The organism is Streptomyces sp. NPDC048111, from assembly GCF_043202815.1.
In the GTDB taxonomy this organism is placed as follows: Bacteria; Actinomycetota; Actinomycetes; order Streptomycetales; family Streptomycetaceae; genus Streptomyces.
Genome location: NZ_JBIDBD010000034.1, coordinates 1 through 22,281 on the forward strand (window position 1 = coordinate 1; position 22,281 = coordinate 22,281).

Consider the following 22,281-nt stretch of genomic DNA (forward strand, 5'->3'; position numbering starts at 1 on the left):
GGGGGTGCAGGGGGCGCAGCCCCCGCCGGGGTCCGAGGGGCGGAGCCCCTCAGCGGGTCTGGGGCGCAGCCCCAGGGGCCGAACCCTTCCAGCCCGCTGCACGGGCGGGCGGGTGGGCAAACCCCCCGGGGTCCGAGGGGCGGAGCCCCTCAGCGGGTCTGGGGCGCAGCCCCAGGGCCCGGCACCTTCCAACCCGCTGCACGGGCGGGCGGGTGGGCAAACCCCCCGGGGTCCGAGGGGCGGAGCCCCTCAGCGGGTCTGGGGCGCAGCCCCAGGGCCCGGGCCTATCCAACCCGCTGCACGGGCGGGCGGGTGGGCAAACCCGCCGGGGTCCGAGGGGCGGAGCCCCTCAGCGGGTCTGGGGCGCAGCCCCAGGGGCCCAGCCGATACAACCCGCCGCACGGGCGGGCGGGTGGGCAAACCCCCCGGGGGCCGGCCCCAAGCCCCCCAGGGCCGAGCCCCGGGTAGGGCGCAAATCAGCCCCGGCCACCCCGAGCCGCCCGCCCGGCAGCCCCACCTTGTCCACGGCCCCCCTGGCTGCGACCACCCGAACCACCCTGCACACGGGACCCGGCCCCCTGAGCACGGGCCGACGAACCACCCTGCGCCCGGGCACCCGAACCGCCCTGCGCCCGAGCAGCCGAACCACCCTGCGCACGGCCACCCGAACCACCCTGCGCCCGAGCAGCCGAACCACCCTGAGCCCGGGCACCCGAACCACCACCCGAACCCCCCTGCGCCCGGGGCGCACCGCCCCGGCGGGAGCGGGTGCGGGTGCTCCCCGAGGGGGCCCGCTTCGGTTCCGGCTGGGGCGGGAGTTCGATGACCACGGGAACCCCGGACGGCTCGCGCGCACCGGTCACGCGGACCAGCTCCTCGGAGCTGGACTTGATCTCGGCCATGCGCGGACGGATCCCCGCGAACGACATCAGCTTGGTCATCTCGCGCTTCTCGTCCGGCAGGACGAGCGTGACAACGCTGCCCGACTCGCCCGCCCGGGCGGTGCGCCCACCGCGGTGGAGGTAGTCCTTGTGGTCCGTCGGCGGGTCGACGTTGACGACGAGGTCGAGGTCGTCGACGTGGATGCCGCGCGCCGCGACATTGGTGGCGACCAGCGCCGTGACCTGCCCGTTCTTGAACTGGTCGAGCGTGCGGTTGCGCTGCGGCTGGGAGCGTCCGCCGTGCAGGCCGGCCGCCCGTACCCCGCTCGCGAGGAGTCGCTTGACCAGCCGGTCGACGGAACGCTTGGTGTCCAGGAACATGATCACGCGACCGTCGCGGGCCGCGATCCGCGTGGTGACGGCCTTCTTGTCGGTCTCGTCCATCACGTACAGGACGTGGTGTTCCATCGTGGTGACCGCGCCCGCCGACGGGTCGACGGAGTGCACCACCGGGTCGGTGAGGAACATCCGGACCAGGCGGTCGATGTTGGCGTCCAGGGTCGCGGAGAACAGCATCCGCTGGCCGTCCGGCTCGACCTGCTTGAGCAGCGCGGTGACCTGCGGCATGAAGCCCATGTCGGCCATCTGGTCGGCCTCGTCGAGGACCGTGACGGCGACGTTCTCCAGGGAGCAGTCGCCTCGTTCTATGAGGTCCTTGAGACGGCCGGGGGTGGCGACCATCACCTCGGCGCCGCGGCGCAGCGCGTTGGCCTGCTTGGTCAGGGACAGGCCGCCGACGACGGTGGTGAGCCGCAGGTTCACGGCCGTGGCGTACGGGGTGAGCGCGTCGGTGACCTGCTGGGCGAGTTCACGCGTCGGCACCAGGACCATGGCGAGCGGCGCCTTGGGCTCGGCGCGCCGGCCCGCGGTGCGGGCGAGCAGGGCGAGGCCGAAGGCGAGGGTCTTGCCGGAGCCGGTGCGCCCACGGCCGAGGATGTCGCGGCCGGCGAGGGAGTTGGGCAGGGTGGCGCCCTGGATGGGGAACGGCTCGGTCACGCCCTGCGCGTCGAGCGTCTTGAGGAGCGCCGCGGGCATGTCCAGGTCGGCGAACGCCTCGACGGCCGGCAGCGCGGGGGTGAGGGTCTCCGGCAGCTGGAACTCGCCCTGCGGCGCCATGGTCCGGCCCTTGGCGGACTTCGCGGACTTGGCGGCGGGCCTGCCGGTGCCCCTGCGGGCGCCGGAGCTGGAACCGGAACCGGAACGGGAGCCGGTACCGGAACCGGCACCGGAGCGCTTGCTGGTCATGCGCGTCATACGGAATTTGCCTTCCTGGGACAAGACAGCACAAGCCGGGACCCGCACCTGAGGGTGCGGGCCCCGGCTGCGAAATTCGCGAGCCACGGAATCCGCGGCTGCAAAATACGCCTCGTCGGCGAATTAGGCGGGAACGATGTTCTCCGCCTGCAGGCCCTTCTGGCCCTGGGTGACCTCGAAGGAGACCTTCTGGCCCTCAAGGAGCTCACGGAAGCCGGAGGAGGCGATGTTGGAGTAGTGGGCGAAGACGTCGGGGCCGCCGCCGTCCTGCTCGATGAAGCCGAAGCCCTTTTCCGAGTTGAACCACTTCACGGTGCCAGTAGCCATGTCATTTCTCCTAAGACAGGGGCAGTTCCGGAAATCCGCGGATTTACGGATTCCTCGTCGCCGCATTGAGCCCATCCGGAGAAACCCGGAAAACAAATATGCGCCTGAGGAAGCATTCCCGTCAGGCGCACATAAAGTATATGGGTACCAAAACTGCAACACGTCCACAGTAGCATGCCGCGGCTGAGGCCACCGTGACGGCGGTTACAGCCGCTCGATGATCGTCACATTGGCCTGGCCGCCACCTTCGCACATCGTCTGGAGGCCGTAGCGCCCGCCGGTGCGTTCGAGCTCGTGCAGCAGGGTCGTCATGAGCTTGGCGCCGGTCGCGCCCAGCGGATGGCCGAGTGCGATGGCGCCGCCGTTGACGTTGACCCGGTCCGGGTCGGCGCCGGTCTCCTTCAGCCAGGCGAGGACGACCGGCGCGAACGCCTCGTTGATCTCGACGAGGTCGATGTCGTCGATCCGCAGACCGGTCTTCTTCAGGGCGTACGCGGTGGCGGGGATCGGCGCGGACAGCATGCGGACGGGGTCCTCGCCCCGGACCGAGAGGTGGTGGACGCGGGCGCGCGGGGTCAGGCCGTGCTCGGCGACGGCGCGCTCGGAGGCGATGAGCAGGGCCGCCGCCCCGTCGGAGACCTGGGAGGAGCAGGCCGCGGTGATGGTGCCGCCCTCCAGGACGGGCCGGAGCCCGGCCATCTTCTCCAGCGTGGTGTCCCTGCGCGGCCCCTCGTCCGTCGTCACCTCCCCGTGGGCGACGGTCTCCCGGGCGAAGCGGCCCTCGTCGATGGCGCGGACGGCCCGCCGGTGCGAGCGCAGGGCGAACTCCTCCATGTCGCGGCGGGTCACGCCCCACTTCTCGGCGATCAGCTGGGCGCCGTGGAACTGGTTGACCGGCGCGTCCCCGTAGCGGGCCCGCCAGCCCGCGCTGCCGAGGAAGGGACCGTCGGTGAGGCCGAGGGGTTCGGCGGCCTGGCGGGAGGCGAAGGCGATCGGGATCATCGACATGCTCTGGGTGCCGCCCGCCACCACCAGGTCCTGGGTGCCCGACAGCACGCCCTGGGCGGCGAAGTGGACGGCCTGCTGGGAGGAGCCGCACTGGCGGTCGACGGTGACGCCGGGCACCTCTTCGGGCAGGCCGGCCGCCAGCCATGCCGTACGGGCGATGTCGCCGGCCTGGGGGCCCACGGTGTCCAGGCAGCCGAAGACGACGTCCTCGACGGCGGCCGGGTCGATGCCGCTGCGCTCGACCAGCGCCTTCAGCACATGGGCCCCGAGGTCGGCGGGGTGCACCGCCGAGAGCCCTCCGCCGCGCCGCCCCACCGGGGTGCGCACCGCTTCGACGATGTAGGCCTCGCTCATGCCAACTCCCCTATCGCATCGGTGTGTTACGTACGCAGGGCGATGCCGTCCAGGACCATCGAGAGGTACTGGCGGGCGATCTCCTCGGGGCTGTGCCGGCCGCCCGGCCGGTACCAGGACGCGGCCACCCACACCGTGTCGCGCACGAAGCGGTAGGTGAGGCGGATGTCGAGGTCGGCCCGGAAGGCGCGGGCGGCGACGCCCCGCTCCAGGGTCCCCAGCCACGCCTTCTCGAACTTCTGCTGCGAGTCGGCGAGGTAGTGGAAGCGCGGGAGCGCGGCCAGGTGCGCGGACTCCTTCTGGTAGATGGCGACGGCGGCGCGGTGCCGGTCGATCTCCCGGAAGGACTCGGTGACCAGGGCCTCGATGGTCTCCCGCGGGCCGAGTCCGGCGGCGAGCACGGCGTCGTAGCCCGCCCAGAGCTCGTCCAGGAACGTCGAGAGGATCTCGTCGAGCATCGACTCCTTGGAGTCGAAGTGGTAGTACAGGCTGCCCGCGAGCAGGCCCGCCCGGTCGGCGATCTTCCGTACGGTGGTGGCGTTGTAGCCCTGGGCGGCGAACACCTCGGCCGCCGTGGCGAGGAGTTCGCGCCGCCGCTCGGGCACGGCGGTCACCTGCGTCTTCTTCTGGTTCGTGGGCTTCTTGTTCGTCGGCACCGGGCCATTGTGTCGTCCCGGCTAGGGGTGCTGGCTGCTGACGGAGACGACCTCGCCGGTGAGGTACGAGGAGTAGCCGCTGGCGAGGAAGACGATGACGTTGGCGACCTCCCAGGGTTCGGCGTGGCGGCCGAACGCCTCGCGGGCGGTGAGCTCTTCGAGGAGTCGGGCCGAGGTCACCTTCACCAGGTGCGGGTGCATGGCGAGGCTGGGCGCCACCGCGTTGACCCGGACGCCGAGTTCGGCGGCTTCGACGGCCGCGCACCGGGTGAGGGCCATGACGCCCGCCTTGGCGGCGGCGTAGTGGGCCTGGCCCGCCTGGGCGCGCCAGCCGACGACGGAGGCGTTGTTGACGACGACGCCGCCCCGGCCGGAGTCCTTGAAGGCGCGCAGGGCCGCGCGGGTGCAGCGGAAGGTGCCGTTCAGGGTGACGTCGAGGACCTTGGACCAGGCCTGGTCGGTCATGTCGACCAGGGAGCAGGTCCCGCCGAGACCCGCGTTGTTGACCACGATGTCGAGTCCGCCGTGTTCGTGTGCGGCGAGCGCGAAGAGGGCGGCGACCTGGTGTTCGTCGGTGACGTCGCAGGGCAGTGAGGCGACGCGGTGGGCGCCGAACTCGGCGGCGAGCGCCTGCTCGGTCTCCCCCAGGCGGCGGGCGTGGGCGTCGCCGATGACGATCCGGGCGCCCTCTTCGAGGAGCCTGCGGGCGGTCGCCCCGCCGATCCCGGCGCCGGCCGCCGCGGTGACGACGGCGGTGCGGCCGTCGAGCAGACCGTGGCCCGGCACGTACTGAGCCTTGTTGTCCGTCACGGCGCCACGTTAACCTACCAAACACTTGTTAGGGAAGGATGGTGTGCCGCCCCCATGGACCTGGATCCCACCCCCGCCCAGGAGGCCCTGCGGGCCGAGGCGCGCGACTGGCTCGCCGCCCACGTCCCCGCCGCCCCGCTCCCCTCGCTGGAGACCGCGGCCGGCTTCGCGGCCCACCGGGAGTGGGAGGCGCGGCTGCACGCGGACCGCTGGTCGGTGGTGTCGTGGCCCGAGGAGTTCGGGGGCCGGGGCGCCGACATCTTCCAGTGGCTGGTCTTCGAGGAGGAGTACTTCGCGGCGGGCGGCCCCGGCCGCGTCTCGCAGAACGGCATCAACCTCCTCGCCCCGACCCTGTTCGACCACGGCACGCCCGAGCAGCGGGCGCGGATCCTGCCGGACATGGCGAGCGGCGCGACGATCTGGGCACAGGCCTGGTCGGAGCCGGAGGCGGGGTCCGACCTCGCCTCGCTCAGGTCACGGGCCGAGCGCACGGCCGGGGGCTGGCTGCTCACGGGCCAGAAGACCTGGTCCTCGCGGGCCGCGTTCGCCGACCGCGCCTTCGGCATCTTCCGTACGGATCCGGACGCGGCCCGGCCCCACCAGGGCCTCACCTACCTGATGTTCGACCTGCGCGCGCCGGGGGTGACGGTCCGTCCCATCGGCCGCCTCGACGGGAAGCCGGCCTTCGCCGAGCTCTTCCTGGACCGCGTCTTCGTGCCGGACCAGGACGTCATCGGCGAGGCAGGGGCGGGCTGGCGCATCGCGATGTCGACGACCGGCAACGAGCGCGGCCTGATGCTGCGCTCCCCCGGCCGCTTCCTCGCCTCGGCCGCGCGCCTGGTGGAACTGTGGCGCACGGCGGGCGATCCGGCGGACACGGCGCTGCGCGACCGCGTCGCGGACGCGGTCATCGGGGCGCGCGCCTATCAGCTCTTCACCTGGGCGGGCGCCTCCCGCTTCGCCGCGGGCGGGGCCATCGGCGCCGAGTCCAGCCTCAACAAGGTGTTCTGGTCGCAGTACGACATCGCCCTGCACGAGTGCGCCCTCGATCTGCTCGGGCCGTACGCGGAGCTGTCGGACGAGGCCGACGAGGCTCCGGGGCACGGGAGTTGGGCCGAGAACCACGTCTTCTCGCTGGCCGGCCCCCTCTACGCGGGGACCAACGAGATCCAGCGCGACATCATCGCCGAGCGCCTGCTCGGCCTCCCCAAGGGGCGCCGATGAGGTTTCTGCTCACCGCTCAGCAGCGTGACTTCGCACGCTCCCTGGACGCGATGCTGACCGCGGCCGACGTGCCGCGGGCGGTCCGGGCCTGGAGTGCGGGGGACGCCGGGCCGGGGCGGGCCCTGTTCTCGCGGATCGCCGAGGCCGGGGTGTTCGCGCTGGTGGCACCCGAGGCGTACGACGGCGCCGGGCCGCTGCCCCTTGAACTGGCCCTCGTCTGCGTGGAGTTGGGGCGCCACGCGGTACCGGGGCCGGTCGTGGAGACGGTGGCCGCGGGGGCACTCCTGGGCCGGCTCGCGGAGCTGGGCGAGCCGGGCCCCGCCAAGCGGCTGCTGCCCGCGATCGTCTCGGGCAGCTGCGCGGCGAGCGTCCTGCTGCCGGGAGCCGGCCCGTACGCGCTGGACGCCGACACGGCGGACGCGGTGCTCACGGTGACGGGCCGGGAACTGCGGCTCGCCCCGGGCCACGGGCCCGTACAGCCGTCGGCCGATCCGGCCCGCCGCCTGGCCCGTCCGCTGCCCGGCGGTGAACTCCTCTTCGCGGGGCCCGAGTTGGCCGGGGCCGCGGATCACGCCGCGCTGTGGGGGCGGCTCGCGGCGGCCGGGCAGTGCCTCGGGGTCGCCGAGGCACTGCTGGCGCGGACCGTGGCGTACGTCAAGCAGCGCACCCAGTTCGGGGTGCCCGTCGGGTCGTTCCAGGCGGTCAAGCACCGGCTCGCGGACACCCTGATCGCGGTGGAGTTCGCGCGGCCCCTGCTGTACGGGGCGGCCCTGTCGCTCGCACCGGGCGAGGTGGCCGCGGCGAAGGTGACGGCCGGGGAGGCCGCGTACGGCGCCGCCCGCACCGCGCTGCAACTGCACGGTGCGGTCGGCTACACCCAGGAGCTCGACCTGTCGCTGTGGCTGCGCAAGGCGCGCCCGCTCAGGGACGCCTGGGGGTCGCCCGCGCAGTGCCGTGCGGCGGTGCTCGGCGGCTGAGCGGGCGGGCGGTGCGGGGCGCTCAGTGGATCTGGCCCGTCGGGCGGACCACCACGGTGTTCACCTCCACGCCGGCCGGCTGGGCCAGTGCCCACACGATGGCCTCGGCGACGTGCTGCGGGGTCATGGCCGGGCCGCCCGGCACCGTGCCCGTCGGGTGGCTCGACCAGAACGGGGTGTCGACGCGGCCGGGCGCGACCAGGGTCACACCGACACCGGAGCCGGTCACCAGGACGCGGGTGTTCTCGGCGAGCGAGGTGAGCGCGGTCTTGGACACCGAGTACATGTTGCCCGGGGTGTTCTTGATCCCGGCGGTGCTGCCCACCATCACGACGCGGCCCCCGCTCTCGGTGAGCGCGGGCAGCGCGGCCTTCACGAGGACGGCCGGGCCGAGGACGTTGACCAGGAGCATCTCGCGCCAGTGGTCGGGGTCGCCGTCGGCGAGGTTGTCGTGGGTGGAGAACCCGGCGTTGGCCACCACGTGGTCGAGCCGCCCGAACGTCTTGAGCGTCGCCTCGACGGCCGCGCCGATCGAGGCGAAGTCGGTGGTGTCGGCGGCCACCGCCAACAGCCGCTCCCCCGCGCCCAGTTCGGCCGCGAAGGCATCGAGCCTGGCCTGGTCGCGGCCGGTGACGGCCACCCGGTGCCCGGCGTCCACCAGGCGCCGGACGGTGGCGGCGCCGATCCCGCTCGCCCCGCCGGTGACGAGGGTGACGGCGCCGCTGTCGTGTTCGCTGCTCATGAACTCCCCTGTTTTCCTCAGCCCGTTGACGTGCCCTCGCGACTGTAGCGGCGGCGGGCCCCGTTCAGGCGTCCTCGCGCACCCCTTCCTCGCCGTTGCCGCGCCGGATGGTGCGCAGGGCGGCGCCCGGCCGCCAGACCCGTACCACCAGTTCGTCGTGTCCGAGGCCGGTGAACACGACCTCGGTCAGTTCGGCGCGAAAGAGGAGGAACGGTTCGGGGGGCGACACCTGGGCGACGAAGAACGCCCGCACGGCGGGGTCGGTGACCTCCACGGCCCGACCCGCGACCCGGACGTCGCCGTCGGCCATCTTCGCGTCGGGCCCGGGGTTGGCCTGGATCGCGAAACGCGGGTCGCGGAGCAGGTCTCGGGCCTTCATCGAGCCCGGCATCATGCCGAGCCACAGCTCACCGCCCCGGAACTCCACCTCGAGTCCGGTCACCCGGGGCGAGCCGTCCTTGCGCAGGGTCGCCAGGACCTGGTGCCGGTACTTCTTGAACCGCGCCTCCACGAGTCCGGCGAACTCCGCCTCCGCCTGCTGGAACGCCGCCCAGCCCACCGCGGTGGGCCCTGTCTCCTCGGTTGCCACGTCTGTGTTCGTCACCCGTCCAGGAAACCCCGGATACCCGACATCTCCTGTCCGGATTACGGCGCGGGCAGGGTGACGACCGCCATGTGGCCCTCGGCCCGCACCGTCGTGGCGCCGCCGTCGGTGCGCAGCGCGTCGTAGGTGTCGAGGCGCACGCCGCCGGCGAGGGCGGGCGCGTCGAGGGCGACGACCAGGACGGGGCCCGCGACCGTGAGGCCGCCCCGCACGACGGCGACCTTTGGGGCGGGGTGGCCCCGGCGGAACATCACGTTGAAGTTGACGACCGGGCCGGCCAGGAGGTGGCAGTCGGTGGGGGCGTCGCCGGGGAAGTGCTGGGGCACGAACCGCTCGTCCACCAGGCGGCGCCGGCCGGCCACGGTGAGGTCCATGCCGGCGCCCTCGACGAGGGTGAGGATCCGCTCGACGCCGGGGAAGCCGGAGAACGGGCCGTCCTCGCCGACGTCCGCGAGACTGACCCGCCAGGCGAAGTCCGCGGTGCCGGCGCCCTCGGGGTGGGCGGCGACGCCCCGGGTCACCCCGCCGCCGTTCCGCCACGGCACGGCCCGCCGAACGCCGGCCCGCAAAACCGTGACGCCCCCGGCACCGCCGCCGCTCCCGGTGCCGCTCACGCGACGATCCCCTGCGCACGGGCGGCCCTGAGCCAGAGCGGGAACTCGCCGAGCAGCCGTCGTACGGCTGGGCGTCGGTCACCCGGGTGAAGTGCGGGCATGCGCCTCGGCTCCGTTCGCTTGGCCGGTCCGGCGGGTCGGGGGTGACGAGGCTACGCCAGAGGCGTCGCGGGCCGTCCGCCCGGGCATGCCGCGGCGCCCGCCCAGTCGTCCGGTCGGGGACAGTGGGGCGGGCGCCGGTCAGTTCCGCACGTCGTTGTACGGGACGATGAGGGGTCAGACCATCAGCGAACGGTCCGTGGGGCGGATCGGGGCGGGCAGGTCGCTCGCACCGGTCAGGTAGCGGTCGACGCCGCGGGCGGCGGAGCGGCCCTCGGCGATCGCCCAGACGATCAGGGACTGGCCGCGGCCCGCGTCACCGGCGACGAACACGCCGTCGACGTTGGTCGCGAAGTCGGCGTCCCGGGCCACATTACCCCGCTCGTCGAGTGCGAGGCCGAACTGCTGGACGAGGCCGTTGGCCTGGTCGGTGCCGGTGAAGCCCATGGCGAGGGTGACCAGCTGTGCGGGGATGGACCGCTCGGTGCCGGGCTTCGGGGTCAGCTTGCCGTCGATGAACTCGACCTCGGTCAGGTGCAGCGCCTTGACGTTGCCGTCCTCGTCGCCCTCGAAGTGGGTGGTCGAGACGGAGTAGACGCGCTCGCCGCCCTCCTCGTGCGCGGAGGTCACCTTGTAGAGCATGGGGAAGGTGGGCCAGGGCTGGTTCGGGTTCCGCTCGTCGCCCGGCCGCGGCATGATCTCCAGCTGGGTGACGGAGGCCGCGCCCTGGCGGTGGGCGGTGCCCACGCAGTCCGCGCCGGTGTCACCGCCGCCGATGACCACGACGTGCTTGCCCTCGGCGGTGATGGGGGGCGCCACGAAGTCGCCCTCCTGCACCTTGTTGGCGAGCGGCAGGTACTCCATCGCGAAGTGGATGCCGTTCAGCTCGCGGCCCGGGACCGGCAGGTCGCGCGAGACGGTGGCGCCGGCCGCGATGACGACCGCGTCGTAGCGCTTGCGCAGCTTGGCGGCGTCGATGTCGCGGCCGATCTCGACCTCGGTGCGGAACTTGGTGCCCTCCGCGCGCATCTGCTCGATGCGGCGGTTGATGTGCACCTTCTCCATCTTGAACTCGGGGATGCCGTAGCGAAGCAGACCGCCGATGCGGTCGGCGCGCTCGTACACGGCGACCGTGTGGCCCGCCCGGGTCAGCTGCTGGGCGGCGGCCAGGCCCGCCGGGCCCGAACCGATGACCGCGACGGTCTTGCCGGACAGGCGCTCGGGCGCCTGCGGCCGGACGTCGCCGGTGTCCCACGCCTTGTCGATGATGGAGACTTCGACGTTCTTGATGGTGACGGCGGGCTGGTTGATGCCCAGCACGCACGCCGACTCGCAGGGCGCCGGGCACAGCCGCCCGGTGAACTCCGGGAAGTTGTTGGTGGCGTGCAGGCGCTCGGAGGCGGCCCGCCAGTCCTCGCGGTAGGCGTAGTCGTTCCACTCGGGGATGAGGTTTCCGAGCGGACAGCCGTTGTGGCAGAACGGGATGCCGCAGTCCATGCAGCGGCCGGCCTGCTTGCTGATGATCGGCAGCAGGGAGCCGGGAACGTAGACCTCGTTCCAGTCCTTGACTCGCTCGCCCACCGGGCGGGTCTTGGCGACCTCGCGCCCGGTGGTCAGGAAGCCCTTGGGGTCAGCCATTGGTCGCCGCCTCCATCATCTTCTCGGTGGTCTCCTGCTCGGAGAGACCGGCGAGCTCAGCGGCGTCCTTGGCGGCGAGCACTGCCTTGTACGTGGTCGGGATGATCTTGCTGAAGCGGTCCACGTGCGCGGCCCAGTCGGCGAGCAGCTTCTCGGCGACCGTCGAGCCCGTCTCCTCGAAGTGGCGGCGCACGACGTCGTGCAGCCACTGCTTGTCGGTCTCGCTCAGCGCCTCGATGGCGCCCAGGTTGCCGGAGTTGACGTTGTCGCGGTCCAGGTCGATCACGTACGCGATGCCGCCGGACATGCCGGCCGCGAAGTTGCGCCCGGTCTCGCCGAGGACGACCGCGTTGCCGCCGGTCATGTACTCGCAGCCGTGGTCGCCCACGCCCTCCGAGACGACGGTGGCACCGGAGTTGCGGACGCAGAAGCGCTCGCCGGTGCGGCCCCGCAGGAACAGCTCGCCGCCGGTCGCGCCGTAGGCGATGGTGTTGCCCGCGATCGTGGAGTACTCGGCGAGGTGGTCGGCGCTGCGGTCCGGGCGGACGATGACGCGGCCGCCGGACAGGCCCTTGCCGACGTAGTCGTTGGCGTCGCCCTCCAGGCGCAGCGTCACGCCGCGCGGCAGGAAGGCGCCGAAGGACTGGCCCGCCGAGCCGGTGAAGGTGATGTCGATGGTGTCGTCGGGCAGGCCCGCGCCACCGAACTTCTTCGTCACCTCGTGGCCGAGCATGGTGCCCACGGTGCGGTTGATGTTGCGGATGGCGATCTGCGCGCGGACCGGCTGGGCGGCCTCGGGCGAGTCGGCCTCCAGGGCTTCGGCGGCGAGCTTGATGAGCTCGTTGTCGAGCGCCTTCTCCAGGCCGTGGTCCTGCTCGACCAGCGCGTGGCGCACGGCGCCCTCGGGCAGCTCGGGCACGTGGAACAGCGGCGCGAGGTCGAGGCCCTGGGCCTTCCAGTGGGTCACGGCCCGGTCGGTGTCGAGGAGTTCGGCGTGGCCGACGGCCTCCTCGATCGTGCGGAAGCCGAGCTCGGCCAGGATCTCGCGGACCTCTTCGGCGATGAACTCGAAGAAGTTCACGACGAATTCGGGCTTGCCGGAGAAGCGGTCGCGCAGCACCGGGTTCTGCGTGGCGATGCCGACCGGGCAGGTGTCCAGGTGGCAGACGCGCATCATGACGCAGCCGGAGACGACGAGCGGCGCGGTCGCGAAACCGAACTCCTCGGCGCCGAGCAGTGCGGCGATGACGACGTCGCGTCCGGTCTTGAGCTGGCCGTCGGTCTGCACCACGATGCGGTCGCGCAGGCCGTTGAGCAGCAGCGTCTGCTGGGTCTCGGCGAGGCCGAGCTCCCAGGGGCCGCCCGCGTGCTTGAGGCTGGTGAGCGGGGAGGCACCGGTGCCGCCGTCGTGACCCGAGATGAGGACGACGTCCGCGTGCGCCTTGGAGACACCCGCGGCGACCGTTCCGACGCCGACCTCGGACACGAGCTTCACATGGATGCGCGCGGCCGGGTTGGCGTTCTTGAGGTCGTGGATCAGCTGGGCCAGGTCCTCGATGGAGTAGATGTCGTGGTGCGGCGGCGGCGAGATGAGGCCGACGCCCGGGGTGGAGTGGCGGGTCTTGGCGACCCACGGGTAGACCTTGTGGCCGGGCAGCTGGCCGCCCTCGCCGGGCTTGGCGCCCTGCGCCATCTTGATCTGGATGTCGTCCGCGTTGACCAGGTACTCGCTGGTGACGCCGAAGCGGCCGGAGGCGACCTGCTTGATCGAGGAGCGGCGCGCCGGGTCGTACAGGCGGTCCGGGTCCTCGCCGCCCTCACCGGTGTTGGACTTGCCGCCCAGCTGGTTCATGGCGATGGCGAGCGTCTCGTGCGCCTCGCGCGAGATGGAGCCGTACGACATGGCGCCGGTGGAGAAGCGCTTGACGATCTCGGAGACCGGCTCGACCTCGTCGAGAGGGATCGACGGGCGCCCGCTGCTGAAGCCGAACAGGCCGCGCAGCGTCATCAGGCGCTCGGACTGCTCGTTCACGCGGTCCGTGTACTGCTTGAAGATGTCGTAGCGCTTGTTGCGGGTGGCGTGCTGGAGGCGGAAGACCGTCTCCGGGTCGAACAGGTGCGGCTCGCCCTCGCGGCGCCACTGGTACTCGCCGCCGATCTCCAGGGCGCGGTGCGCCGAGGGGGTGCCGGAGGCGGGGTAGGCCTTGGCGTGCCGGGCGGCGACCTCCTTGGCGACGACGCCGAGTCCGGCGCCGCCGATCTTGGTGGCGGTACCGATGAAGTACTTCTGCACGAAGGCCTCGTCGAGGCCGACGGCCTCGAAGACCTGGGCGCCGCGGTAGGAGGCGACCGTGGAGATGCCCATCTTGGACATGACCTTCAGGACGCCCTTGCCGAGCGCGTAGATCAGGTTGCGGATGGCCTGCTCGGGCTCCAGGCCCTCGATGAAGGTGCCGGCCCGCACGAGGTCCTCGACGGACTCCATCGCGAGGTACGGGTTGACCGCGGCGGCGCCGTACCCGATGAGCAGCGCGACGTGGTGCACCTCGCGGACGTCACCGGCCTCGACCAGCAGGCCCACCTGGGTGCGCTGCTTGGTGCGGATGAGGTGGTGGTGCACGGCGGCGGTGAGCAGCAGCGACGGGATCGGCGCGTGCTCGGCGTCGGAGTGCCGGTCGGACAGCACGATCAGGCGGGCGCCGCCCTCGATCGCGGCGTCGGTCTCCTGGCAGATGGCCTCGATGCGGGCGGCCAGCGCGTCGCCGCCGCCGGAGACCCGGTACAGGCCCGACAGCGTGGCGGCCGTCATGCCCGGCATGTCGCCGTCGGCGTTGATGTGGATCAGCTTCGCCAGCTCATCGTTGTCGATGACCGGGAAGGGCAGGGTGACGCTGCGGCAGGAGGCCGCGGTGGGCTCGAGGAGGTTGCCCTGGGGGCCGAGCGTGGAGCGCAGGCTGGTGACCAGCTCTTCGCGGATCGCGTCCAGCGGCGGGTTGGTGACCTGCGCGAACAGCTGGGTGAAGTAGTCGAAGAGCAGCCGGGGGCGGGCCGAGAGCGCGGCGATCGGCGAGTCGGTGCCCATGGAGCCGAGCGGCTCACCACCGGTGCGGGCCATCGGCGCGAGGATGACGCGGAGCTCTTCCTCGGTGTAGCCGAAGGTCTGCTGGCGGCGGGTGACCGAGGCGTGGGTGTGCACGATGTGCTCACGCTCGGGCAGGTCCTCCAGCTCGATCTCGCCGGCTTCCAGCCACTCCTTGTACGGGTTCTCCGCGGCGAGGGACGCCTTGATCTCGTCGTCCTCGATGATGCGGTGCTCGGCGGTGTCCACGAGGAACATCCGGCCGGGCTGGAGGCGGCCCTTACGGACGACCTTGGCCGGGTCGATGTCGAGGACGCCGACCTCGGAGGACAGGACGACGAGCCCGTCGTCGGTCACCCAGTAGCGACCCGGGCGCAGCCCGTTGCGGTCGAGGACCGCGCCGACCTGGACGCCGTCGGTGAAGGTGATGCAGGCCGGGCCGTCCCAGGGCTCCATCATCGTGGAGTGGAACTGGTAGAAGGCGCGGCGGTCCGGGTCCATCGACTCGTGGTTCTCCCACGCCTCGGGGACCATCATCAGGACCGAGTGGGGCAGCGAGCGTCCGCCGAGGTGGAGGAGTTCGAGCACCTCGTCGAAGGACGCGGAGTCGGAGGCGTCCGGCGTGCAGACGGGGAAGATGCGGTCGATCTTGCCGGCGCCGGAGTTGAAGAGGTTCGACGCGAGCTGGGACTCGCGGGCCACCATCCAGTTGCGGTTGCCCTTGACCGTGTTGATCTCGCCGTTGTGCGCGACGAAGCGGTACGGGTGGGCCAGCGGCCAGGAGGGGAAGGTGTTGGTGGAGAACCGCGAGTGCACGACGGCGACGGCGGTGGCGCAGCGGCGGTCGGAGAGGTCCGGGAAGAACGGCTCCAGCTGGCCGGTGGTCAGCATGCCCTTGTAGACGATGGTCCGGGCGGAGAGCGACGGGAAGTAGACACCGGCCTCGCGCTCGGCGCGCTTGCGCAGCACGAAGGCCTTGCGGTCGAGCGCGATGCCCGTCGAGTCGCCGTCGGCGACGAACAGCTGGCGGAAGGCGGGCATGGTGGCGCGGGCGCCGTTGCCGAGCAGTTCGGGGGTGACGGGGACCTCACGCCACCCGAGGACCGTGAGGCCCTCCTCGCCGGCGATCGTCTCGATCCGTGAGACGGCTTCGGCGGTCTCCTCAAGCGGCAGGAAGGCGATACCGACGGCGTACGAGCCCGCTGCGGGCAGCTCGAAGTCCGTGACCTCGCGCAGGAACGCGTCCGGAATCTGGAACAGGATGCCCGCACCGTCACCGGAGTCCGGCTCGGAGCCGGTGGCGCCGCGGTGTTCCAGGTTGCGCAGTACGGTCAGGGCCTGCTCGACCAGCTCATGGCTGGCAACACCGGTGAGGGTGGCCACGAACCCGACACCGCAGGCGTCGTGCTCGTTACGGGGGTCGTACATCCCCTGCTGGGCGGGGCGACCGTCCATGGGCGACCAGGCGTCGGAACGCATCGGCTCTCCCGTCGTCGTCGTGGCATGTTCACAGCCGAGGGACGACGTTGGCCCTCTGCAAAATTTTGTGCAGGCTACATGATGGAACGTATCTCGGGAACCGGATAGTTCATTCCAGCATGCGGACACCCGGTGTCGGCTTCATTGCCCACGGGGGCGCACAGGAGTGCGGTTCTGGGTGTGTACGGCCTATGCCCGGCGGAAAAAGATTCGAAACCGCCGAGTAACGATTAGTTATGTGGGCCTCTGCATACCCCGCCATTCTACGGCGTGCGGCTCGATTGCGCGCGGGAGGAATGTCACACGGGGCGGGGCCGATGGCCCCGCCCCGTGTCCTGCCCGTGTCCCGCCCGCGTACCGGCGCGTCAGCCGATGGCGGTACCGAAGAAGGAGCCGATGCCGAAGGTGAGGGCCGCCGCGGCGCCGCCGAGGGCCAGCTGGCGCACGCCGCTGAACCACCACGAGCGGGCCGTCACCTTGGCGACCACCGCGCCGCACCCGAAGAGGCCCACGAGCGCGAGCAGCACCGCCGGCCACAGCGCGGACGCGCCGAGCAGATAGGGCAGCAGGGGAAGCAGCGCGCCGAGTGCGAAGGAGGCGAAGGAGGACACCGCGGCGACGGTCGGCGAGGGCAGGTCCGACGGGTCGATGCCGAGCTCCTCGCGGGCGTGGATCTCCAGCGCCTGCTCGGGGTCCTGCGACAGCTGCCGGGCGACCTCGCGGGCGAGCTCGGGCTCGACGCCCCGCGACATGTACAGCTCGGCGAGCTCGCGCTCCTCGTCGGCCGGGTGCTTGCGCAACTCCCGCCGCTCGATGTCGAGTTCGGCCTCGACCAGCTCGCGCTGCGAGGCGACCGAGGTGTATTCGCCGGCCGCCATCGAGAAGGCGCCCGCCGCGAGACCGGCGAGCCCGGTGATGACGATGGTGCGGTGCGAGACCTCGCCGCCGGCCACTCCCGTCATCAGGGCGAGGTTGGAGACCAGACCGTCCATCGCACCGAACACGGCCGGGCGCAGCCAGCCACCGTTGACGTCACGGTGGGTGTGGTTGTCGCGGTGCGCCTCGTGCAGCGTCGCGTCGGTATCGATGATGGACACAGCTATCCCCTTGCTCTCAGCCGCGGGCACCCCGTAGGTCCCGCGCCCCCTCTACAGCGTCGAAAGTACGCGCGATGTAAGGGCCGCGCCAGCAAGCAAGGCCTTACTTAGTGAGGCTCGGCTCAGTAAGCAAGGCCTGGCTGTGCGCGGGTCGGGGGCCGACGCCCGCGATCTGCTCGGCACCCTGGAACGGGCGGTCGCCGGGTCGGCCCGGAACGCGCCGGCGTCCGTGCGGTCACCGAACCGGCCGACCGCGGGAGACAATCCCGGCATGACCCGGATCACCGTGCTCGGCAGCACCAACATGGACCTCGTCGCCTACGTCACGACCGCGCCCCGCAGCGGCGAGACGGTCACCGGCCACGAGTTCCGCACCGTTCCCGGCGGCAAGGGGGCCAACCAGGCCGTCGCCGCCGCCCGGGCCGGGGCGGACGTCGCGATGATCGGCGCGGTCGGCACGGACGAGTTCGGCGGACGGCTGCGCACCACGCTCGAAGGCGCGGGCGTCGACATCGACCTGCTGCGCACCATCGAGGGCCCTTCCGGCACCGCCCACATCGTCGTCGACCGCGACGGCGGCAACTCGATCGTCGTCATCCCCGGCGCCAACGGCTCGCTCACCTCGCTCAGCCACGCCGACCGCGCGGTGATCGCCGAGGCCCGGTCCCTGCTGCTCCAGCTGGAGCTTCCGATGAGCGCGGTGATGGAGGGCGCCGAGACGGCCCGCCGCAACGGGGTCCGTACGATCCTGACGCCCGCGCCGGCCCCCGAGCAGCCCCTGCCCGCCCAACTCCTCGCCGCCACCGACCTGTTGGTCCCCAACGAGCACGAGGCCGCGGCGCTGACCGGCATCACGGGCGACCCCGAGCGGGCCGCGCGGGCCCTGCTCGCCCTGGTGCCCGAGGTCGTGATCACGCTGGGCGCGCGCGGCTGCCTCTACGCCTCGCGTACGCGTCCGGAGCCGGTGGCGGTGCTGGCCCCGCCGGTCACGGCGGTGGACACCACCGGTGCGGGCGACACCTTCGTGGGCGCCCTCGCGGTGGCGCTCGCCGAGGGACGCGAGATGACGGGCGCGCTCGCCTGGGCGTCCACGGCGGCGGCGCTGTCGGTCCAGCGGCCGGGGGCGGCCACGTCGATGCCCTACCGGACGGAGATCGACGCGTAGCGCGGCCTTCGGGCGGGGCTGTCTTGGGGGCGGGCCGCTCGGGATCGGGGGGGCCTCCAGCCCCGGCAGGGCTGGAGGCGACCGCCCGGGTCAGGCCTTCTTCGGCTCCGGCTCGGCGGCCAGCGACTCCGCCTTCGGCTCGTCGGCCGGCTCGGCCTTCGGCTCCGAGGTCGCCCGGTCCGCCGGCTCGGCCGTCGGGTGCGCGGTCGCGCCCTCGGCCTGCGTGGCGGTCGGCTCTGCGGGATCCTTCGGGGACGCGTCCTTGTCCAGGGACACCGGGTCGTCGTCCTGGGCGCCGGGCTCGACGATCGCCTCGCGGCCGGGCCGCCGCTTCGCCGAGACCACGATGTAGGCGACCGCGAGCAGGAAGACCCCGCCGGCCGTCCAGTCGTTGAGGCGCAGGCCCAGGATGTGGTGGGCCTCGTCGACCCGCATGTACTCGATCCAGAACCGGCCCGCGCAGTACGTGGCGACGTACAGCGCGAACGCCCGGCCGTGGCCCAGCTTGAAGCGGCGGTCGGCCCAGATGATCAGGAAACCGGCGCCCACGCACCACAGCGACTCGTACAGGAACGTCGGGTGGTAGGTGCCCGCGATCCGGTTCGGGCCCTCGCTGATCTTCAGCGCCCACGGCACGTCGGTGGGACGGCCGTACAGCTCCTGGTTGAACCAGTTGCCCCAGCGGCCGATGGCCTGGGCGAAGGCGAGCCCGGGGGCCAGTGCGTCGGCCCAGGCCGGCAGCGGGATGCCCCGGCGGCGGCAGCCGATCCAGGCGCCGACCGCGCCGAGCGCGACCGCGCCCCAGATGCCGAGGCCGCCCTCCCAGATCTTGAAGGCGCCGACCCAGTCCTCACCGTCGCTGAAGTACAGCTGGTAGTCGGTGATGACGTGGTAGAGCCGGCCGCCGACGAGGCCGAAGGGCACCGCCCACACGGCGATGTCGGCGACGGTGCCGGACCGGCCACCGCGTGCGACCCAGCGCTTGTTGCCGTACCAGACGGCGACGAAGACACCGATGATGATGCAGAAGGCGTAGCCGCGCAGCGGGATCGGTCCGAGGTGGATCACGCCGGTCGACGGACTGGGGATGAAGGCAAGTTCCATGGCAGGGTCGACGCTACCGTGCCGGGCGGGCGCAGCGGCACCCGCCCGGCAACTTATGAGTAACGACGGCCCCTCCGCCTCAGGCGGCCGGGCTCGCCTTGCCGGGCTTCTTGCCCTTGTTGGCCTCGGCCACCCACTTCTTCAGGGCCGCCGGGGTGATCTGCTCGCTGCCCTTGGCCGGGAAGACGGACACGCCGTTGAGCTGGACGGTCGGCGTGCCGTTGAACCTGCCCGCCTGGAACGCCTCGTTGGACTTCACGACCCAGCTGTTGTGCGTGCCGCTCTCGACGCAGGAGCGGAAGGCCGGCGTGTCCAGACCGGGCACCTTCTTGGCCAGGTCGAGCAGCTTGGCGTTGTCCGCGAAGGCGTCGTCCATCTCGTCGGGCTGGTTGGTGTAGAGGACGTCGTGGTACGCGGTGAACTTCCCCGCGTCCTGCGCGCAGGCCGCCGCGTTGGCCGCGTGCAGCGAACCGGCGCCGCGCGTCTTGTCGTCGATGAGCGTGGCCAGGTGGTACTGGACGCGGAGCTGCCCGCTGTTGACCAGTTGGTGCACGGTGGCACGGAAGCCGTTCTCGAACGCGGCGCAGGCCGGGCAGCGGAAGTCCTCCCACACCGTGAGGGTGGACGGCGCGTCCACCGCGCCGGTCGGGATGGCGGGCTTGTTCTTGTCGTCGGATCCGGAGGGCGCGACGACCGGGCCGCTGGTGCTCGCGGCCTTGGCGCTGTCGTTGCCGCCCGCGTTGGCGGCGATCACACCGATCACGGCGGCCAGGGCGAGCACGCCCACCACGGCACCGGCCACGATCAGCTGACGCCGGCGGCGCTCGCCCGCCTTCTGCTGCTCACGTTCTTTGACGAGCCGGTCGCGCGCGGCCCTTTTCGCATCGGGGTTCTTGTCACTCACACCCGCAGCAACGAACCGGGGAGGCACGCCCGTGCCTCCCCGGTCCCAGTTCCACCCGTACGGGTGAGGTGTGCGAACGCGCCCTACGAGGCCCTGCGAACGCCCTCGGCGAGCTCGGCCGCCAGTTCCCGTACGGCGGTGAGGCCCGCCGCGTGGTCGGGGGCGTCCAGCATGCGCTTGACGAAGGCCGAGCCGACGATCACGCCGTCGGCGAACGCGGCGACCTCCTTGGCCTGGGCGGCGTTGGAGACCCCGAGGCCCACGCAGACCGGGAGTTCGGTGGTGGCCCGGGTCCGGCGCACCAGGTCCTCGGCCGACGCGCCGACCGAGGCGCGGGTGCCGGTGACGCCCATCAGGGACGCCGCGTACACGAAGCCGGAGCCGGCCGCCGTGATCTGGGCGAGGCGCTCGTCGCGGCTGCTGGGGGCGACCACGAAGACGGTGCCGAGGCCGTGCTTCTCGGCGTGCTCGCGCCACACCCCGGCCTCCTGGACCGGCAGGTCGGGCAGGATGCAGCCCGCGCCGCCCGCCTCGGCGAGCTCGGCGGTGAAGCGCTCGACGCCGTAGCGGTCGACGGGGTTCCAGTACGTCATGACCAGGACCGGCTTGCCGGTGGCCTCGTGCGCCTCGCGGACCGTGCGCAGCACGTCGGCGATCTTCACGCCGCCCTTGAGGGCGATGTCGTCGGCGGTCTGGATGACGGGGCCGTCGAGGACCGGGTCGCTGTGCGGCAGGCCGACCTCGACGACGTCGGCGCCGCCGTCGAAGGCGGCCTTGACCGCCTCGATGCCGCCGTCGACGGTCGGGAAGCCGGCCGGCAGGTAGGCGATGAGCGCCGCCCGGTCCTCGGACTTGGCCCGCGCGAGGGTGTCGTCCAGCAGAGTCACGTTCCCGCTCACTTGGCGTCTCCCTCGATCTCGGCGAGGCCCGCGGCGTCGGCGGCCACCTCGGCGTCGGTGCCGTACAGGCCGAAGTAGCGCGCGGCCGTGTCCATGTCCTTGTCGCCGCGGCCGGACAGGTTGATCACGATCAGACCGTCCTCGCCGAGCTCCTTGCCGACCTCCAGCGCGCCCGCGAGCGCGTGCGCCGACTCGATGGCCGGGATGATGCCCTCGGTGCGCGAGAGCAGGCGCAGGGCCTGCATCGCCGCGTCGTCGGTGACCGCGCGGTACTCGCCGCGGCCGGTGTCCTTGAGGTAGGAGTGCTCGGGGCCGATGCCCGGGTAGTCGAGACCCGCCGAGATCGAGTACGGCTCGGTGATCTGGCCCTCCTCGTCCTGCAGGACGTAGGAGCGCGAGCCGTGCAGGATGCCGGGCTCGCCCGCGGTCAGGGTGGCCGCGTGCTCGCCGGACTCGACGCCGTGGCCGGCCGGTTCGCAGCCGATGAGGCGTACGGAGGCGTCGGGGATGAAGGCGTGGAAGAGGCCGATCGCGTTCGAGCCGCCGCCCACGCAGGCCACCGCGGCGTCCGGCAGGCGGCCGGCGCGCTCCAGGATCTGGCGGCGGGCCTCGACGCCGATCACGCGGTGGAAGTCGCGCACCATCGCGGGGAAGGGGTGCGGTCCGGCGACCGTGCCGAAGAGGTAGTGGGTGCGGTCGACGTTGGCGACCCAGTCACGGAACGCCTCGTTGATGGCGTCCTTGAGGGTGCGGCTGCCGGAGGCCACCGGGATCACCTCGGCGCCGAGCATCCGCATGCGGGCCACGTTCAGGGCCTGGCGCTGGGTGTCGATCTCGCCCATGTAGATGGTGCAGTCGAGGCCGAACAGGGCACAGGCGGTGGCGGTCGCCACGCCGTGCTGGCCCGCGCCGGTCTCGGCGATGACCCGCGTCTTGCCCATGCGGCGGGTGAGCAGGGCCTGGCCGAGTACGTTGTTGATCTTGTGCGAGCCGGTGTGGTTGAGGTCCTCGCGCTTGAGGAACACCCGGGCGCCGCCCGCGTGCTGGGCGAATCGGGGCACCTCGGTGAGGGCGCTGGGGCGGCCGGTGTAGTTGACCAGGAGGTCGGTCAGCTCGGCGGCGAAGGCGGGGTCGTGCTTGGCCTTCTCGTACTCGACGGCCACCTCGTCGACCGCGGCGACCAGCGCCTCGGGGATGAACTTGCCGCCGTAGGCGCCGAAGTAGCCTTCGGCGCTGGGGACTTGACCCTCGGGGTCGGGTACGAAGAACTCGTTCGCGTGGGACATGCGGATACCTCGCAGGGGCG

Annotated in this window: 18 protein-coding genes; 3 read left to right on the forward strand and 15 right to left on the reverse strand. The window is 72.3% G+C overall.

Going from position 1 to position 22,281, the window contains the following annotated elements; genetic code table 11:
- Positions 1 to 476: 476 nt before the first annotated feature.
- From ACGF3I_RS31170 to ACGF3I_RS31190, 5 genes are all read right to left on the reverse strand, one after another.
- On the reverse strand, positions 477 to 2,195 hold the full coding sequence (locus ACGF3I_RS31170) for a DEAD/DEAH box helicase (protein ID WP_393137920.1): 1,719 nt from the start codon (positions 2,193 to 2,195) through the stop codon (positions 477 to 479).
- Positions 2,196 to 2,318: 123 nt separating this feature from the next.
- The gene (locus tag ACGF3I_RS31175) at positions 2,319 to 2,522 is read right to left on the reverse strand and encodes a cold-shock protein (protein WP_030362889.1); all 204 of its coding nucleotides are present in this window, start codon (positions 2,520 to 2,522) and stop codon (positions 2,319 to 2,321) included.
- A 204-nt stretch (positions 2,523 to 2,726) separates the two neighbouring features.
- Positions 2,727 to 3,884: an acetyl-CoA C-acetyltransferase gene (locus ACGF3I_RS31180; RefSeq protein WP_393137922.1), complete on the reverse strand. Its 1,158-nt coding sequence runs from the start codon at positions 3,882 to 3,884 to the stop codon at positions 2,727 to 2,729.
- A gap of 26 nt (positions 3,885 to 3,910) precedes the next feature.
- Positions 3,911 to 4,540, reverse strand: a complete 630-nt coding sequence (locus ACGF3I_RS31185; RefSeq protein ID WP_393137924.1) for a TetR/AcrR family transcriptional regulator — start codon at positions 4,538 to 4,540, stop codon at positions 3,911 to 3,913.
- Positions 4,541 to 4,561: 21 nt separating this feature from the next.
- On the reverse strand, positions 4,562 to 5,350 hold the full coding sequence (locus ACGF3I_RS31190) for an SDR family oxidoreductase (RefSeq protein ID WP_393137926.1): 789 nt from the start codon (positions 5,348 to 5,350) through the stop codon (positions 4,562 to 4,564).
- Positions 5,351 to 5,404: 54 nt separating this feature from the next.
- Here ACGF3I_RS31190 and ACGF3I_RS31195 point away from each other — a divergent pair, with 54 nt between their 5' ends.
- Together ACGF3I_RS31195 and ACGF3I_RS31200 are read left to right on the forward strand one after the other, a co-directional pair.
- Positions 5,405 to 6,574 carry an acyl-CoA dehydrogenase family protein gene (locus ACGF3I_RS31195; protein ID WP_393137927.1) on the forward strand — a complete coding sequence of 390 codons (1,170 nt, stop codon included), beginning with the start codon at positions 5,405 to 5,407 and terminating at the stop codon, positions 6,572 to 6,574.
- Complete coding sequence (locus ACGF3I_RS31200) at positions 6,571 to 7,551, forward strand: acyl-CoA dehydrogenase family protein (RefSeq protein ID WP_393137929.1); 981 nt, start codon at positions 6,571 to 6,573, stop codon at positions 7,549 to 7,551. The genes ACGF3I_RS31195 and ACGF3I_RS31200 overlap by 4 nt, the downstream gene beginning before the upstream one ends.
- A gap of 22 nt (positions 7,552 to 7,573) precedes the next feature.
- Here ACGF3I_RS31200 and ACGF3I_RS31205 read toward each other — a convergent pair whose 3' ends face one another.
- The 6 genes from ACGF3I_RS31205 to ACGF3I_RS31230 all read right to left on the reverse strand — a co-directional run bounded on the left by ACGF3I_RS31205 (position 7,574) and on the right by ACGF3I_RS31230 (position 16,903).
- The gene (locus ACGF3I_RS31205; protein WP_393137931.1) at positions 7,574 to 8,293 is read right to left on the reverse strand and encodes an SDR family oxidoreductase; all 720 of its coding nucleotides are present in this window, start codon (positions 8,291 to 8,293) and stop codon (positions 7,574 to 7,576) included.
- Positions 8,294 to 8,357: 64 nt separating this feature from the next.
- Positions 8,358 to 8,897: a pyridoxamine 5'-phosphate oxidase family protein gene (locus ACGF3I_RS31210; protein ID WP_393137933.1), complete on the reverse strand. Its 540-nt coding sequence runs from the start codon at positions 8,895 to 8,897 to the stop codon at positions 8,358 to 8,360.
- A 41-nt stretch (positions 8,898 to 8,938) separates the two neighbouring features.
- Positions 8,939 to 9,511, reverse strand: coding sequence for a HutD family protein (locus ACGF3I_RS31215; protein WP_393137935.1), 573 nt, complete (start codon positions 9,509 to 9,511; stop codon positions 8,939 to 8,941).
- Positions 9,512 to 9,787: 276 nt separating this feature from the next.
- Positions 9,788 to 11,248 carry a glutamate synthase subunit beta gene (locus ACGF3I_RS31220; protein WP_393137937.1) on the reverse strand — a complete coding sequence of 487 codons (1,461 nt, stop codon included), beginning with the start codon at positions 11,246 to 11,248 and terminating at the stop codon, positions 9,788 to 9,790.
- Positions 11,241 to 15,806, reverse strand: coding sequence for a glutamate synthase large subunit (gltB, locus tag ACGF3I_RS31225; RefSeq protein WP_393137939.1), 4,566 nt, complete (start codon positions 15,804 to 15,806; stop codon positions 11,241 to 11,243). Before gltB ends, ACGF3I_RS31220 begins: the two co-directional genes overlap by 8 nt.
- Before the next feature lie 365 nt (positions 15,807 to 16,171).
- Complete coding sequence (locus ACGF3I_RS31230; protein ID WP_393137940.1) at positions 16,172 to 16,903, reverse strand: VIT1/CCC1 transporter family protein; 732 nt, start codon at positions 16,901 to 16,903, stop codon at positions 16,172 to 16,174.
- A 271-nt stretch (positions 16,904 to 17,174) separates the two neighbouring features.
- On the opposite strand from ACGF3I_RS31230, the gene rbsK reads away from it, so the two are divergent.
- Positions 17,175 to 18,068: a ribokinase gene (gene rbsK, locus ACGF3I_RS31235; RefSeq protein ID WP_393137942.1), complete on the forward strand. Its 894-nt coding sequence runs from the start codon at positions 17,175 to 17,177 to the stop codon at positions 18,066 to 18,068.
- A 90-nt stretch (positions 18,069 to 18,158) separates the two neighbouring features.
- Here rbsK and lgt read toward each other — a convergent pair whose 3' ends face one another.
- The 4 genes from lgt to trpB form a co-directional block, all read right to left on the reverse strand.
- A complete protein-coding gene (gene lgt / locus ACGF3I_RS31240; protein WP_393137944.1) occupies positions 18,159 to 19,172 on the reverse strand; it encodes a prolipoprotein diacylglyceryl transferase in 1,014 nt (337 codons plus the stop codon).
- A gap of 79 nt (positions 19,173 to 19,251) precedes the next feature.
- Positions 19,252 to 20,076 carry a DsbA family protein gene (locus tag ACGF3I_RS31245; RefSeq protein ID WP_393137946.1) on the reverse strand — a complete coding sequence of 275 codons (825 nt, stop codon included), beginning with the start codon at positions 20,074 to 20,076 and terminating at the stop codon, positions 19,252 to 19,254.
- 83 nt (positions 20,077 to 20,159) lie between these two features.
- Positions 20,160 to 20,975 carry a tryptophan synthase subunit alpha gene (gene trpA / locus ACGF3I_RS31250; RefSeq protein ID WP_393137948.1) on the reverse strand — a complete coding sequence of 272 codons (816 nt, stop codon included), beginning with the start codon at positions 20,973 to 20,975 and terminating at the stop codon, positions 20,160 to 20,162.
- On the reverse strand, positions 20,972 to 22,261 hold the full coding sequence (gene trpB, locus ACGF3I_RS31255) for a tryptophan synthase subunit beta (RefSeq protein WP_393137950.1): 1,290 nt from the start codon (positions 22,259 to 22,261) through the stop codon (positions 20,972 to 20,974). Before trpB ends, trpA begins: the two co-directional genes overlap by 4 nt.
- Positions 22,262 to 22,281: the final 20 nt, after the last annotated feature.